This is a genomic window from Streptomyces sp. JN8 (assembly GCF_055808075.1).
The window spans coordinates 2,567,661-2,581,236 of the sequence record NZ_CM147852.1; the positions used below are offsets into that span (position 1 = coordinate 2,567,661).

Annotated in this window: 12 protein-coding genes; 4 read left to right on the plus strand and 8 right to left on the minus strand. The window is 71.7% G+C overall.

Going from position 1 to position 13,576, the window contains the following annotated elements; genetic code table 11:
* Positions 1-200 precede the first annotated feature (200 nt).
* The 4 genes from ACY0MR_RS10885 (at position 201) to ACY0MR_RS10900 (ending at position 4,141) form a co-directional block, all read left to right on the plus strand.
* On the plus strand, positions 201-692 hold the full coding sequence (locus tag ACY0MR_RS10885; protein WP_187284121.1) for an Lrp/AsnC family transcriptional regulator: 492 nt from the start codon (positions 201-203) through the stop codon (positions 690-692).
* A 2-nt stretch (positions 693-694) separates the two neighbouring features.
* Positions 695-2,065: an aspartate aminotransferase family protein gene (locus tag ACY0MR_RS10890; protein ID WP_388793864.1), complete on the plus strand. Its 1,371-nt coding sequence runs from the start codon at positions 695-697 to the stop codon at positions 2,063-2,065.
* Positions 2,066-2,279: 214 nt separating this feature from the next.
* Entirely contained in the window at positions 2,280-3,008 is a 729-nt protein-coding gene (locus tag ACY0MR_RS10895) for an ABC transporter ATP-binding protein (protein ID WP_473560514.1), read from the plus strand.
* Complete coding sequence (locus ACY0MR_RS10900) at positions 2,990-4,141, plus strand: hypothetical protein (RefSeq protein WP_388793862.1); 1,152 nt, start codon at positions 2,990-2,992, stop codon at positions 4,139-4,141. Before ACY0MR_RS10895 ends, ACY0MR_RS10900 begins: the two co-directional genes overlap by 19 nt.
* An 89-nt stretch (positions 4,142-4,230) precedes the next feature.
* Here ACY0MR_RS10900 and ACY0MR_RS10905 read toward each other — a convergent pair whose 3' ends face one another.
* From ACY0MR_RS10905 to frr, 8 genes are all read right to left on the minus strand, one after another.
* Positions 4,231-4,878, minus strand: coding sequence for a dihydrofolate reductase family protein (locus ACY0MR_RS10905; RefSeq protein ID WP_361850000.1), 648 nt, complete (start codon positions 4,876-4,878; stop codon positions 4,231-4,233).
* Between the two features lie 75 nt (positions 4,879-4,953).
* On the minus strand, positions 4,954-5,982 hold the full coding sequence (locus ACY0MR_RS10910; RefSeq protein WP_473560517.1) for an ABC transporter ATP-binding protein: 1,029 nt from the start codon (positions 5,980-5,982) through the stop codon (positions 4,954-4,956).
* Positions 5,982-7,595 carry an ABC transporter permease gene (locus tag ACY0MR_RS10915; protein WP_473561766.1) on the minus strand — a complete coding sequence of 538 codons (1,614 nt, stop codon included), beginning with the start codon at positions 7,593-7,595 and terminating at the stop codon, positions 5,982-5,984. Before ACY0MR_RS10915 ends, ACY0MR_RS10910 begins: the two co-directional genes overlap by 1 nt.
* A 38-nt stretch (positions 7,596-7,633) precedes the next feature.
* On the minus strand, positions 7,634-8,728 hold the full coding sequence (locus ACY0MR_RS10920) for a thiamine ABC transporter substrate-binding protein (RefSeq protein ID WP_388794122.1): 1,095 nt from the start codon (positions 8,726-8,728) through the stop codon (positions 7,634-7,636).
* A gap of 237 nt (positions 8,729-8,965) precedes the next feature.
* On the minus strand, positions 8,966-10,072 hold the full coding sequence (rlmN, locus tag ACY0MR_RS10925; RefSeq protein ID WP_055598437.1) for a dual-specificity RNA methyltransferase RlmN: 1,107 nt from the start codon (positions 10,070-10,072) through the stop codon (positions 8,966-8,968).
* Between the two features lie 47 nt (positions 10,073-10,119).
* Positions 10,120-11,736 (minus strand): MFS transporter, encoded by a 1,617-nt coding sequence (locus ACY0MR_RS10930; RefSeq protein WP_473560519.1) that lies wholly within the window; start codon positions 11,734-11,736, stop codon positions 10,120-10,122.
* 125 nt (positions 11,737-11,861) lie between these two features.
* The gene (locus ACY0MR_RS10935; RefSeq protein ID WP_361849990.1) at positions 11,862-12,965 is read right to left on the minus strand and encodes a phosphatidate cytidylyltransferase; all 1,104 of its coding nucleotides are present in this window, start codon (positions 12,963-12,965) and stop codon (positions 11,862-11,864) included.
* On the minus strand, positions 12,965-13,522 hold the full coding sequence (gene frr, locus ACY0MR_RS10940; RefSeq protein WP_148006369.1) for a ribosome recycling factor: 558 nt from the start codon (positions 13,520-13,522) through the stop codon (positions 12,965-12,967). The genes ACY0MR_RS10935 and frr overlap by 1 nt, the downstream gene beginning before the upstream one ends.
* Positions 13,523-13,576: the final 54 nt, after the last annotated feature.

Sequence of the window (13,576 nt, forward strand, 5' to 3'; positions counted from 1 at the left end):
ACCCCTCCTGTCACGTTCTGTCGTCGCACGTCCTTGTGCGGTGTCCCGATGGGCGAGACACCTCAGCCTAATCGCTCGGCTGACGCTTTCAACAGGCCCACCCTCCTCCAACTTCGGATTCCGCGTGATTCGAGGACCTCAACAACGAATTTCATCGATCTGGGGTTGCGAGACCGACATTCTCGGTGCACAGTGAAGCCGTGGCCAGTCGAAGCACAGAACCCAGAACCGGAACCGGTTCGTCCCCGACGATCGACGCCGTCTCCCTGGCGATCATCGAACAGCTCCAGGAGGACGGCCGCCGCCCCTACGCGGCGATCGGCAAGGCCGTGGGCCTCTCCGAGGCCGCCGTGCGGCAGCGCGTCCAGAAGCTGCTCGACCAGGGCGTCATGCAGATCGTCGCCGTCACCGACCCGCTCACCGTGGGATTCCGGCGGCAGGCGATGGTCGGCATCAACGTCGAGGGTGACCTTGATCCGGTTGCGGAAGCCCTGACGGCCATGGCCGAATGCGAGTACGTGGTGATGACCGCCGGCTCGTTCGACCTCATGGTGGAGATCGTCTGCGAGGACGACGACCACCTGCTGGATGTGATCAACAAGCGCATCCGCACCCTCCCCGGCGTGCGCTCCACCGAGAGCTTCGTCTACCTCAAGCTCAAGAAGCAGACCTATATGTGGGGAACTCGATAATCGTGACCCAGTCCCGAAGTGACATGTCAAAGTCCGCCTACGACCACCTGTGGATGCACTTCACCCGCATGTCGTCGTACGAGAACGCGCCCGTTCCCACCATCGTGCGGGGTGAGGGCACCTACATCTTCGACGACAAGGGCAAGCGCTACCTCGACGGTCTCGCGGGTCTCTTCGTGGTCAACGCCGGACACGGCCGCAAGGAACTGGCCGAGGTCGCGTACAAGCAGGCCCAGGAGCTCGCGTTCTTCCCCGTGTGGTCGTACGCGCACCCCAAGGCCGTCGAGCTCGCCGAGCGCCTCGCGGACTACGCACCGGGCGACCTGAACAAGGTCTTCTTCACCACGGGTGGCGGCGAGGCCGTCGAGACCGCCTGGAAGCTCGCCAAGCAGTACTTCAAGCTGCAGGGCAAGCACACCAAGTACAAGGTCATCTCGCGTGCGGTCGCCTACCACGGCACCCCGCAGGGCGCCCTGTCCATCACGGGTCTGCCGGCCCTGAAGGCCCCCTTCGAGCCGCTGGTCCCCGGCGCGCACAAGGTGCCGAACACCAACATCTACCGCGCCCCGATCCACGGCGACGACCCCGAGGCCTTCGGCCGCTGGGCCGCCGACCAGATCGAGCAGCAGATCCTCTTCGAGGGCCCCGAGACCGTCGCGGCCGTCTTCCTGGAGCCGGTGCAGAACGCCGGCGGCTGCTTCCCGCCGCCGCCCGGCTACTTCCAGCGCGTCCGCGAGATCTGCGACCAGTACGACGTGCTCCTCGTCTCCGACGAGACGATCTGCGCCTTCGGCCGCCTCGGCACGATGTTCGCCTGTGACAAGTTCGGCTACGTGCCGGACATGATCACCTGCGCCAAGGGCATGACCTCGGGCTACTCCCCGATCGGCGCCTGCATCGTCTCGGACCGCATCGCGGAGCCCTTCTACAAGGGCGACAACACCTTCCTCCACGGCTACACCTTCGGTGGCCACCCGGTGTCGTCGGCGGTGGCCCTGGCCAACCTCGACATCTTCGACAAGGAAGGCCTGAACCAGCACGTCCTCGACCAGGAGGGCAACTTCTTCGAGACCCTGAAGAAGCTGCACGACCTCCCGATCGTCGGCGACGTCCGCGGCAACGGCTTCTTCTACGGCATCGAGCTCGTCAAGGACAAGGTCACCAAGGAGTCCTTCACGGACGAGGAGACCGAGCGCGTCCTGTACGGCTTCCTCTCCAAGGCGCTGTTCGAGAACGGCCTGTACTGCCGCGCCGACGACCGAGGCGACCCGGTCATCCAGCTCGCCCCGCCGCTGATCGCCGACCAGGGCACCTTCGACGAGATCGAAGGCATCCTGCGCTCGGTGCTCACCGAGGCCTGGACCAAGCTCTAAGGTCCCCGCCCCGCGAGGCGCACGACATCACGCCGCCCTCACGGCGTGACCCCGGCCCGGGCCTGCGGCCATCCGAGTGGATGGCGGCGGCCCGGGCCGTGTGCTGTCCGTACAAACGGATCCGAATACTTACGGTGCCCAGTGACCGACAGGCCCGTCCCTTCGTTCCCCCGGACGGGGGACACAGATCGGATCCGACATCGAGGTGTACGCGATGGCACCACCGGACAACGACGTGCTCTGGGCGCGTTCCCTGCACTGCTCCCTGGGCGGTGCGGACGCCCTCAGCGGCGTCTCCCTCGGCGTCCGCGAGGGCGAGATCCTCGCCCTCGTCGGCCCGCGCGGCAGCGGCAAGACCACCCTCATGCGCTGCCTGTCCGGCCAGCTCGTCCCCCAGCAGGGCGAGGTCTGGTTCAACAGCGGCCCGGTGCACACCCTGGGAACCGCCGACCGGGAACGGCTCCGCCGCGACCGCTTCGGCTGGATCGACCCCGAACCCGGCCTCGTGCCCGAGCTCAACGGCTGGGAGAACGCCGCCCTGCCGCTGCTGCTCCGGGGCACCCCCCACCGGGCCGCCCGGACGGCCGCCGTCGAATGGCTGGACCGGCTCGACATCGGGGCCTGCGCCCGCAAGCGCCCGCACGCCCTCAACCACGCGGAGCGCCAGCGCATCGCCATCGCCCGCGCGCTGGTCACCACCCCGTCGGTCCTCTTCGCCGACGAACCCACCGCGATCCTGCACCGGGCCGACGGCGCCCAGGTCCTGCGCACGCTGACCGCCGCCGCCCGCTCGCACGGCATCACCGTGCTCCTCGCCACCCACGACGCCGAGGTCGCGGCGCTCGCCGACCGCACGGTCGCCCTCCTCGACGGACGCCGGGTCGGCACCGTACCCCCGGCGTCAGGGGCGGAGGGCGTCGCGGCGTGCTCGCTCTCCGTCTAGCCCGCGGGGCCCACCCCCTCGTCCAGACGCGCCGGCTCCTCGTCGCCGTCGCGGCGGCGGGGGTCGGCTTCCTCCTGCTCTGCACCCTCGGATACGCCGTCGGGCACCCCGAGCGGTCCACGGCGTCCGTGCTGCGGCTGCTCTGGTGCGTCCTGCCGCTCGCCGCGACCGTCCAGTTCGCGGTCGCGGTCGCCCGTACCGACCCCAGCACCCGTCCGCGCCCCGGGCTCTCCGCCATCGGCCTCGGCCCCGCCCGCCTCACCGCGATCGCCGCCGCGTCGACCGCCGTCGCCTGCACCCTGGGCTCCGCGGTCGCCCTGCTGTTCTACCTGCACCTGCGCGGCGACATCACCGGCCTGCCGTTCGACGGGGCCGCCGCCGAGCTCCTCGCCGCCGACCAGCCGATCCCGCTCGCCGCCGCCCTCACCCTCCTCGCCGTCCTCCCCGTCGTCGCCGCCACGGCCGCCGGACTCACCCTGCGACCACGCCCCGCGCCCGCCCCGCCGGAGGGCGCGGAGAAGCCGATGCCGTCCGGGCTGCCGTGGGGCGTCGCCCTGGTCGCGGTCGGCCTGGCCGTCGAGACCTACGCGGGCCGCGGCGGAGGCGGCGCCGCCCTCCCCCTGCCGGGCCGCTTCGACGGCAACCCGGCGGGCGTCCTGGCCGGCTGGGTCCTCACCGCCGTCGGCCTCGCGATGGCCGGCCCCGGCATCGTCCACGGCTGCGGACGCCTCCTCCAGGCCGTCCGGCCGGGCGCCACCCGGCTGCTCGCGGGCCGCGTCCTCATGGACGAGGCCCGGCGCATCGGCCGCCCCCTGGGCGTGGTCAGCGCGGTGCTCTCCGGGACGCTCGCGGCGGCCGCCCTCCACCAGGAGGACACCGGGCCCGGCGCCTTCGGCCCGCTCACCGGCCTGGGCGCGGCCCTCGTCCTCGCCTGCACGACCGCGACCCTGCTCACCGCGGCCCTGGAGTCCCGGCAGAGCCGCGCCCACACCACCGAGGCCCTGCTCCGCATCGGCGCCCCGCCCACGGTCCTCCGCTCGGCGGCTCTGCTGCGCGCCGGCGCCCTGCTCGTGGTCTTCCTGCCCCTCACCTGGGCCGTGGCCGAACTGGCGGCGCTGCCGCTGACCGGCTGAGCCGGACCGAAGGGGGGTGCCGTGTCCGCACGGCACCCCCCTTCGGCGTCCCCGAGGGCGGGGACGGCGGAGCGGGCGGCGAGGGCGCCTCACTTCCGCCAGAACAGGTGATGCGTGACCGCACCACCCGGACTGGGCACGACGTCGCGGTGGTACCGGTCGAGCAGCTCGTCGGGCGACTCCCAGAGCCGTACCCCCGCCCCGAGCTCCACCGGCGCCACCGCGACGTGCAGCGTGTCGACGAGGCCCGCGTCCAGGAACTCGCGGACGACGGTCGCCCCGCCGCCCAGCCGGACGTCCTTGCCGTCCGCCGCCTCCTTCGCCCGCGCCAGAACGCTCGCCGGGTCGCCGTCGACGAAGTGGAACGTCGTGTCGGACAGCGTGAACGACGGACGCGGGTGGTGCGTCATCACGAACACCGGGGTGTGGAACGGCGGCTCGTCACCCCACCAGCCCTGCCACTCGTGGTCCTGCCACGGACCGCGCTGGGGCCCGAACTTGTTGCGGCCCATGATCTCGGCGCCGATGTGGTGGGAGAAGTCCCGGGTGAAGTAGTCGTCCAGACCGCGGCTGCCGCCGGGATCGGTGCGGTTGGGCCAGCTCGCCGTGGCGCCCGCCCAGGCGAACAGCGCACCGGGGTCCGCGTGCCCGAAGGGGCGCTCCAGGCTCTGCCCCTCCCCCGTCCCGAATCCGTCGGACGAGACCATGAAGTTCTGGACTCTGAGCAGCTGGCCCATGGGGTACCTCCCGGGTGGTCGACAGCAGGACGAACAACCAGGAGACTCCACGGCCCCGGGAAAGTCATCGCACCACTACGGGGTGTCGTCCCCCAGCACCACCACGTCCTCCACCCGGAACCGCACCCCCACCACGGCGCCCTCCTCCGGCACCTCCCGCAGCGGCAGCTCCGCGTCCAGCGGCGGCCCCTCCACCGGGCGCAGCCGTACGGCCACCCGGCTCCCGCGGAAGGTCCGGGACTCGACGGTCCAGGCCGCCCGCTCCTCGGCGGGCACCAGCCGCACCCCGCCCGGCCTGACCAGGAGACGGCGCTCGCCCTGCGGCGACCCGTCCGGCACCGGGACCTTCCCCCAGGCCGTCTCCGCGACCGGACCGGTCACCCGGGCCGCCACCACGTTGTCGAAGCCCAGGAATCGGGCCACGAACTCCGAGGCCGGCCGCGACCACACCTCGACGGGCGCACCCGACTGGGCGATGCGCCCGTCCCGCATCACGACCACCCGGTCGGCCAGCGCGAAGGCCTCGCCCTGGTCGTGCGTCACCGCGAGCACCGTCGTGCCGAGCCGGCCGAAGAGCTGCCGCAGCTCCACGACGAGCCGCTCCCGAAGCCCCCGGTCGAGCTGCCCGAGGGGCTCGTCGAGCATCAGCAGCCGCGGGCTGGGCGCCAGGGCCCGGGCCAGCGCCACCCGCTGCTGCTCACCGCCGGAGAGGGCGGCGACGGGCCGCCGCTCGGCGCCCGGCAGGCCGACGAGGTCGAGCAGCTCCGCCACCCGCCCGGCCTGCTCCGCCCTGCCGGCCCCGCGCATCCGCAGGCCGAAGGCGACGTTGCCGCCGACGTCGCGCTGCGGGAACAGCTGGTGGTCCTGGAACATCAGGCCGACGCCCCGCCGGTGCACCGGCACCCCGCGCTGGTCGGCGCCGCCCAGCAGCACCCGGCCGCCGTCGAGGGCCTGCAGCCCGGCGACGGCCCGCAGCAGCGTGGACTTGCCGCTCCCGCTGGGCCCGAGCACGGACACGATCTCGTGGTCGGCGACCTCCAGGTCCACGCCGTCGAGCGCGGCCCGCGCCCCGAACCGCACGGTCGCCCCGTCGAGTACCAGCATCAGAACTCCCCCGAGGTGCGTTCGGTCCGGAGCCGTTCGAGGAGCAGCAGGGACACCGCGCACACCACCATGAGGATCGTCGAGAGGGCCATCGCCTGGCCGTAGTTGAGTTCGCCGGGCCGGCCGAGGAGCCGGGCCACCGCCACCGGCAGCGTCGGGCTGTCGGGACGGGCGATGAAGACGGTCGCGCCGAACTCGCCCAGCGAGACCGCGAACGCGAAGCCGGCGGCGATCAGCAGGGCCCGCCGCACCAGCGGCAGGTCCACCTCCCGCCAGGCCCGCCACGGCGAGGCGCCGAGCACGGCCGCCGCCTCCCGCAGCCGCTCGTCCACCGCCCGCAGCACCGGCAGCATGATCCGTACGACGAAGGGCACGCCGACCAGCGCCTGCGCGAGCGGTACGAGGATCCAGCTGGCCCGCAGGTCGAGCGGCGGCTCGTCCAGCGTGATGAGGAACCCGAAGCCGACGGTCACCGCCGACACGCCCAGCGGCAGCATGAGCAGCGCGTCGAAGCCCCGCACGAGCCGCCCGGCGCGCCTGGTCAGCGCGGCCGCGGCGAGCCCGCCGACGACGAGGGCGATCAGGGTGGCGACGACGGCGTACCGCAGCGAGTTCCCGATCGTGTCGAGCAGGGGCACCAGGAAGGTGCCGGAGGGGTCCGGGGTCTGGAGGGCCCGGTAGTAGTCGAGCCCGTAGCCGTGGGAGGTGGCGAAGGAACGCTCGACGAGCACCCCGAGCGGCAGCACGACCAGCAGGGCGATCGACAGCAGCACGCCCGCGAACAGCGCCCACTGGCCGACGCCCCGCGGCCGGCGCGCCGTCTGCTCGGGCGCCACCATCCGCAGCGCCGTCTCCCGACGGCGGACGGCCCGGGCGTGCACCGCGAGGACCGCGCCGACGGCGGCGAACTGCACCATCGTGAGGACGGCCGCCGTGGTCAGGTCGAAGCGGACGACGGTCTGCCGGTAGATCTCCGTCTCCAGGGTGGAGTACGCGGAGCCGCCGAGGATCTGGACGACGGCGAAGGAGCTCGCCGTGAACAGGAAGACCATCAGCGCCGCCGCGGCGACCGAGGGGGCGAGCGCCGGCAGGGTCACCGTCCGCCACGCCTGCCAGCGGGACGCGCCGAGCACCCGGGCCGCCTCCTCCTGCCGCGGGTCCAGCTGCGCCCACAGTCCGCCGACGGTCCGTACGACCACGGCGTAGTTGAAGAACACATGGGCGATCAGGATGGCCCAGACCGTGGTGTCGAGCCGTACGCCCCACAGCTCGTCGAGGAGGCCGCCGCGCCCGACGAGCGCCAGGAAGGCCGTACCGACCATGACGGTCGGCATCACGAAGGGCACGGTGACGACGGCGCGCAGCAGCACCTTCCCGCGGAACTCGAAGCGCGCGAAGACGTACGCGCCGGGCAGCGCGATCAGCAGGGTGAGGCCGGTGGAGGCGAGCGCCTGCCAGAGCGTGAACCACAGGACGTCGAGGATCTCCGGCCGGCTCAGCGTCTCGCCGAACCGGCCGAACCGCCACAGCCCGTCGACCCGGAGCCCGCGCTCGACGATCGAGACGACGGGCCAGGCGAAGAAGAGCGCGAAGAAGGCGACGGGCACGGCCATCAGGCCGAGCCGCGCCGCGCTTCCCCGGCGGTCGGGGACTACTTCAGAACGAGCGACGACCACTGCTGGATCCACGGGTCACGCTTCTCGGCGATCTTCTCGGGCGCCATGGTCTCCGGCTTGTCGATCACGACGCCGTGCTTCGTGAACAGCTCGGGCAGGGCCGCGTCCTTCGCCACCGGGTTGACGAACATCTGGAGCGGCATGTCCTCCTGGAACTTCTTGGAGATCAGGAAGTCGATCAGGGCCTTGCCGCCCTCGGGGTTCTTCGCTCCGTTCAGCAGGCCCGCGAACTCGGTCTGCCGGAAGCAGGTACCGGTGGACACCCCGGTGGGGGCGGTCTTCGGCTGCGGCTCGGCGTACAGCACCTCGACCGGCGGGCTGGAGGCGTACGAGACGACGAGCGGACGGTCGCCCTTGGCCTGCTTGCCGCCGGCCGAGCCGGAGAACTCCTGGTTGTAGGCGAGCTCCCAGCTGTCGACGGTCTTCACGCCGTTGGCCTTGAGCTTCTTCCAGTAGTCCTGCCAGCCGTCGTCGCCGTACTTCGCGGCCGTGCCGAGGAGGAAGCCGAGGCCCGGGGAGGACCGCTCGGGGTTCTCGACGACGAGCAGGTCCCGGTACGCGGGCTTCGCGAGGTCGTCGAAGGTCACCGGCGGCGCCAGCTTCTTGTCGGCGAAGTACTTCTTGTCGTAGTTGACGCAGATGTCGCCGGAGTCGATCGGGGTGACCCGCTGCTCCTTGTCGAGCCGGTACGCGGCCGGGACGCGGTCGAGGCCCTTCGCGGCGTACGGCACGAAGATGCCGTTGTCGAGGGCGCGGGACAGCAGGGTGTTGTCGACGCCGAAGAAGACGTCGCCCTGCGGGGAGCCCTTGGTCAGGATCTCCTTGTTGACGGCCTCGCCCGCGTCGCCGCTCTTCAGCACCTTGACGGTGAAGCCGGTCTGCCGGGTGAACGCGGCCAGCACCTCCTTGGAGGCGTTGAACGAGTCGTGGCTCACGAGGGTCACGGTCTTGGGCGCGGGTGCGCCGGACGGGCCGGACGCCTTGCCGGCGTCGTCCGCGCCGCAGGCGGCGAGGGTGGTGACGCCGAGCGCCGCGACGAGCGCGGCGGCGGCGGCCTTCTTGATGCTCACCGGACTGGTGCTCACTGAGATTCCTCCTGGGTGTGACCAGGAAGAGACGCGGCCCTGCCCACGACCGGCGGACCGGACGCGGGCAGGGCGCAACAGCTTGAGTTAACGACCGAACTTCCTACCCAGAATGACCTGGGCAAGGTTCAGAGGGTCTGCGGTCCTACGGTGACCGCACTCTCAGCGCTGTGGCGCTCCCCTGTCGGAATATGGAGATGTGTTCGACCTCAGAGTACAAGGTCAGCGCTCGGCGGCCGCCAGCTGTCCACAGGCACCGTCGATCTCCTGGCCCCGGGTGTCCCGCACGGTCACCGGCACGCCGTGGCGGGCGATGGCCTCGACGAAGGCCTTCTCGTCCTCCGGACGCGAGGCCGTCCACTTCGAACCCGGCGTCGGGTTCAGCGGGATCAGGTTCACGTGGACCCGGCGCCCCTTGAGCAGCCGGCCCAGCAGGTCGCCGCGCCACGCCTGGTCGTTGATGTCCCGGATGAGCGCGTACTCGATGGAGATCCGGCGGCCGGACTTCTCCGCGTACTCCCAGGCCGCGTCGAGGACCTCGCGGACCTTCCAGCGCGTGTTGACGGGCACCAGGGTGTCCCGGAGCTCGTCGTCCGGGGCGTGCAGCGAGACGGCGAGACGGCACTTGAAGCCCTCGTCGGCGAAGCGCAGCATCGCGGGCACCAGACCCACCGTGGACACGGTGATCCCGCGCTGCGAGAGCCCGAGGCCGTCCGGCTCGGGGTCGGTGAGGCGCCGGATGGCACCGACGACCCGCTTGTAGTTCGCGAGCGGCTCCCCCATGCCCATGAACACGATGTTGGAGAGCCGCGCCGGTCCCCCGGGCACCTCCCCGTCGCGCAGCGACCGCATGCCGTCCACGATCTGGTGCACGATCTCGGCGGTCGACAGGTTCCGGTCGAGCCCGGCCTGCCCCGTCGCGCAGAACGGGCAGTTCATCCCGCAGCCGGCCTGCGAGGAGATGCACATGGTCACCCGGTCCGGGTAGCGCATGAGCACCGACTCGACGAGCGTGCCGTCGTGCAGCCGCCACAGGGTCTTGCGGGTGGTGTCGTCGTCGCACGAGATGTGCCGGACGACGGACATCAGATCGGGCAGCAGCTCCCCGGCCAGCTTCTCCCGCGAGGCGGCCGGGATGTCGGTCCACTCGGCGGGATCGTGCGCGTACCGCGCGAAGTAGTGGGTGGACAGCTGCTTGGCGCGGAACGGCTTCTCACCGATCGCGGCGACGGCCTCCTTCCGCTCGGCGGGCGTGAGGTCGGCCAGGTGCCGCGGCGGCTTCTTGGCTCCGCGGGGGGCGACGAAAGTGAGTTCTCCGGGCTTGGGCATGGTGCTACCAGTGTCGCAGACGCGCGCCCCCGGCCCCGCGTCTCCGGTCAGGGCTCCGGTGCACCGGGTTGGGTTCCGGGGATGCGGTGGGTGAAGAAGAGGGCCACCACCGACGCTCCCGCCAGGATCGCCAGGGCCGCCTTCAGGCCGTCCAGGCGGGCGGTCTCGTTGGCCTCCAGGGCCGCCGCGGTGACCTCCTCGCTGGTGCCCGTCTCGTCGAGGGCCGTCGTCAGCTGGGCGTCCGAGAGGAACGGGACGCCGCTCTGGAGCTCGACGGCGGCCTGGCTCTTCACCTCGGCCGGGATCGCGTCGTTCCGCTCCACCGCGGTCAGGAACGAGGAGGTGAGCGCCGCGATCATCAGCGAGCCGGCCAGCGCCGTGCCCATCGAGGAGCCGAGGTTGGTGACGGCGTTCTGGATGCCGCCGACCTCCGCGCTCTCCCGGTCCGGGACCGCGGAGACCGTGACCGAGCCGAGCTGGGAGGCCAGGGCGCCCATCCCGAAGCCGATCAGCAGCAGCGGGACCGTGACGATCTCCGCCCCGGCGTCCGCGTCGAGCGCGGCCATCAGGGCGACCGCGCCGGCCAGCAGCGCGAGCACCCCGGTGCGCACCACCCGGCGCGGGGACACGTCGGGGAGGAACCGGGGGATCAGGACGGCGGCGGCCAGCAGGGTCAGCGAGAGCGGCAGGATCCGCGCACCCGTCTGGAGCGCCGAGAGGCCGAGGGCCACGGAGAGGTAGAGCGGGACGACGAAGAAGACGCCCATCTGCACGAGGTACTGGAAGAAGAACATCGTCAGACCACCGGTGAGCTGTCTGTTCCGCAGCATGGCCGGGTGGACGAGCGGTTCCCCGCCCCGCTCGACGAGCCGGGCCTCCCAGCGCAGGAAGAGGTACAGCAGGAGGAGGCCCGCCATCATCAGCCACACGGTCAGCGACACCCCGAGCCACGCGGGCGCGTCCGCCTTCGGCCGGACCCAGCCCCATTCGTCCGAGCGCAGCACGCCGTAGACGAAGACCCCGAGCCCGGCGGCGGACAGCACGGCGCCGAGGAGGTCGATGCGCGGGCGCTCCTGGTCGGTGGTGTCGGCGATGCGCCGGGCGAACAGCAGGATGACGAGGACGACGAGGACCTCGCCGGCGAAGACCCAGCGCCAGGAGAAGTAGGTCGTGGCGACTCCGCCGATGAGGGGGCCGAGCCCGATGGCCACGGCTCCCGCGGCCGCCACGATGCCGTACGCCGCGGCCCGGCGTTCGGCGGGGAAGTTGCCGGCCACCAGCGCCACGATCGACGGCAGGATGAGCGCCGCCCCGACGCCTTCGAGGAACGACCAGCCGAGGAGCAGGACGGGGAGGTTCGGGGCGAGCGCCGTGGTCAGCGAGCCGCAGCCGTAGATCACGCAGCCGATCATGAAGGCGCGCCGGCGGCCGATCAGGACCCCGATCTTGCCGCCGGGGATCATGAACATCGCCATCACCAGGGTGTAGGCGGTGATGGCGCCCTGGATGCCGGTCACCGTCGTGCCCACGTCCTCGGCCACGGTCGCGATCGCCACGTTCATGACGGAGCTGTCGAGGGCCATGAGGAACTGGCCCGCCGCGAGGGTCAGCAGGACGAGCCGCGTGCCCGCGGGTGCGCCACCCGCGCCTGCCTGGGATGCCATGACCGCATTCTGCCCATATGAGGGCTTTTCGGCTCGGTGGCGTCGTCCGTACGCCGCACGGGCCCGCACGCGCGAGGGCCCGCCGCCCCCGGAGGGGTGACGGGCCCTTGCGCGGCGCGTAGGGGTCAGGTGGAGCCGACGAAGACCACGAACAGCAGCCACACGACCGGGGCCGTGGGCAGCAGCGAGTCCAGCCGGTCCATGATCCCGCCGTGTCCCGGAAGCAGGGTGCCCATGTCCTTGATGCCGAGGTCCCGCTTGATCATCGACTCGCCGAGGTCGCCGAGCGTCGCGCTGACCGCCACGGCGAGACCCATCAGCAGGCCCTGCCACCAGGCGCCGTCGTCGATCATGAACTGCATGCACAGCGCGCCCGCCGCCATGGCGAAGGCCACCGCCCCGAACAGGCCCTCACGGGTCTTTCCGGGGCTGATCCTCGGCGCCAGCTTGTGCTTGCCGAAGCGCCAGCCGATCGCGTACGCGCCCGTGTCGCTGACCACCGTCAGCAGCAGGAACGTCAGCACCCGCTGCGGGCCGTCGTCGGCGGTGAGCATGAGCGCCACGAACGTCGCCAGGAACGGCACGTAGAACGCCGCGAAGACACCCGCCGTGACGTCCTTCAGATAGCCCTCGGGAGGCTCCGTCATCCGCCAGACGAGCACCGCGAGCGCCGTGAGCGCCATCGCCACCCAGGCGCCCTCGGGCCCCCGGACGTAGCCGGCGACGACCATGGCGGCACCGCCGACCGCGAGCGGGACGAGCGGAGCCTTGATCCCCTTGCGCTCCTGGAGGCGGGAGGTGAGCTCCCAGAGCCCGACCACGACGGCGACCGCTATCACGCCGACGAACGCGGGGGCCCAGACGTACAGCGAGGCGATGATGACCGCCCCGAGGCCGACCCCGACCCCTATGGCCGCGCCCAGGTTGCGCCCCGCGGTCTTCTTCTGCCGTGGCGCCGGCGGCGCGGGTGGCGGAGGCGGGGTGGGGCTGGGCATGGGCTCCTGCGGGTGCTCGTGCGGCGTCTCGTCGCGGAACAGGGGACCGCTCTGGTGAGCGGCCCCCCGACCGTGATCGTCCTGGAATCCGCCGGCGGGAACGTCGGGCACGATGGGCATGGGCCGAGTCTGCGCCGCCTGATGCCGATCGTATGCGGGACCCGCCGGGACGGGCCCCTGGTCGGGTCCCCCACGGCCGGAACCGGCCGGGGCCCCCCAGGAAGAGTCGTTCATCAGACCTCGAGCAGCTCGGCTTCCTTGTGCTTGAGCAGCTCGTCCACCTGCGTGACGTACTTCGCGGTGGTGTCGTCGAGCTCCTTCTCGGCGCGGCGGCCCTCGTCCTCGCCGACCTCGCCGTCCTTGACGAGCTTGTCGATGGTCTCCTTGGCCTTGCGGCGGACCGAGCGGATCGAGATCTTCGAGTCCTCGGCCTTGCCCTTGGCGACCTTGATGTACTCCCGGCGGCGCTCCTCGGTCAGCTCGGGGAACACCACCCGGATGATGTTGCCGTCGTTGCTCGGGTTGACGCCGAGGTCCGAGTCCCGGATCGCCTGCTCGATGTTGCGCAGCGCGCTCTTGTCGAACGGGGTCACCACGGCCATCCGCGGCTCCGGGACGGAGAAGGACGCCAGCTGGTTGATGGGGGTGATGGCACCGTAGTAGTCCGCCACGATCTTGTTGAACATCGCCGGGTGCGCACGGCCGGTGCGGATCGCGGCGAAGTCCTCCTTGGCGACCACGACGGCCTTCTCCATCTTCTCCTCGGCCTCGAGGAGGGTCTCTTCGATCACCACATGCTCCTGCGTGTCGTCGCGTTGTGTCCTGCACGGTGTACGACCGGCAGG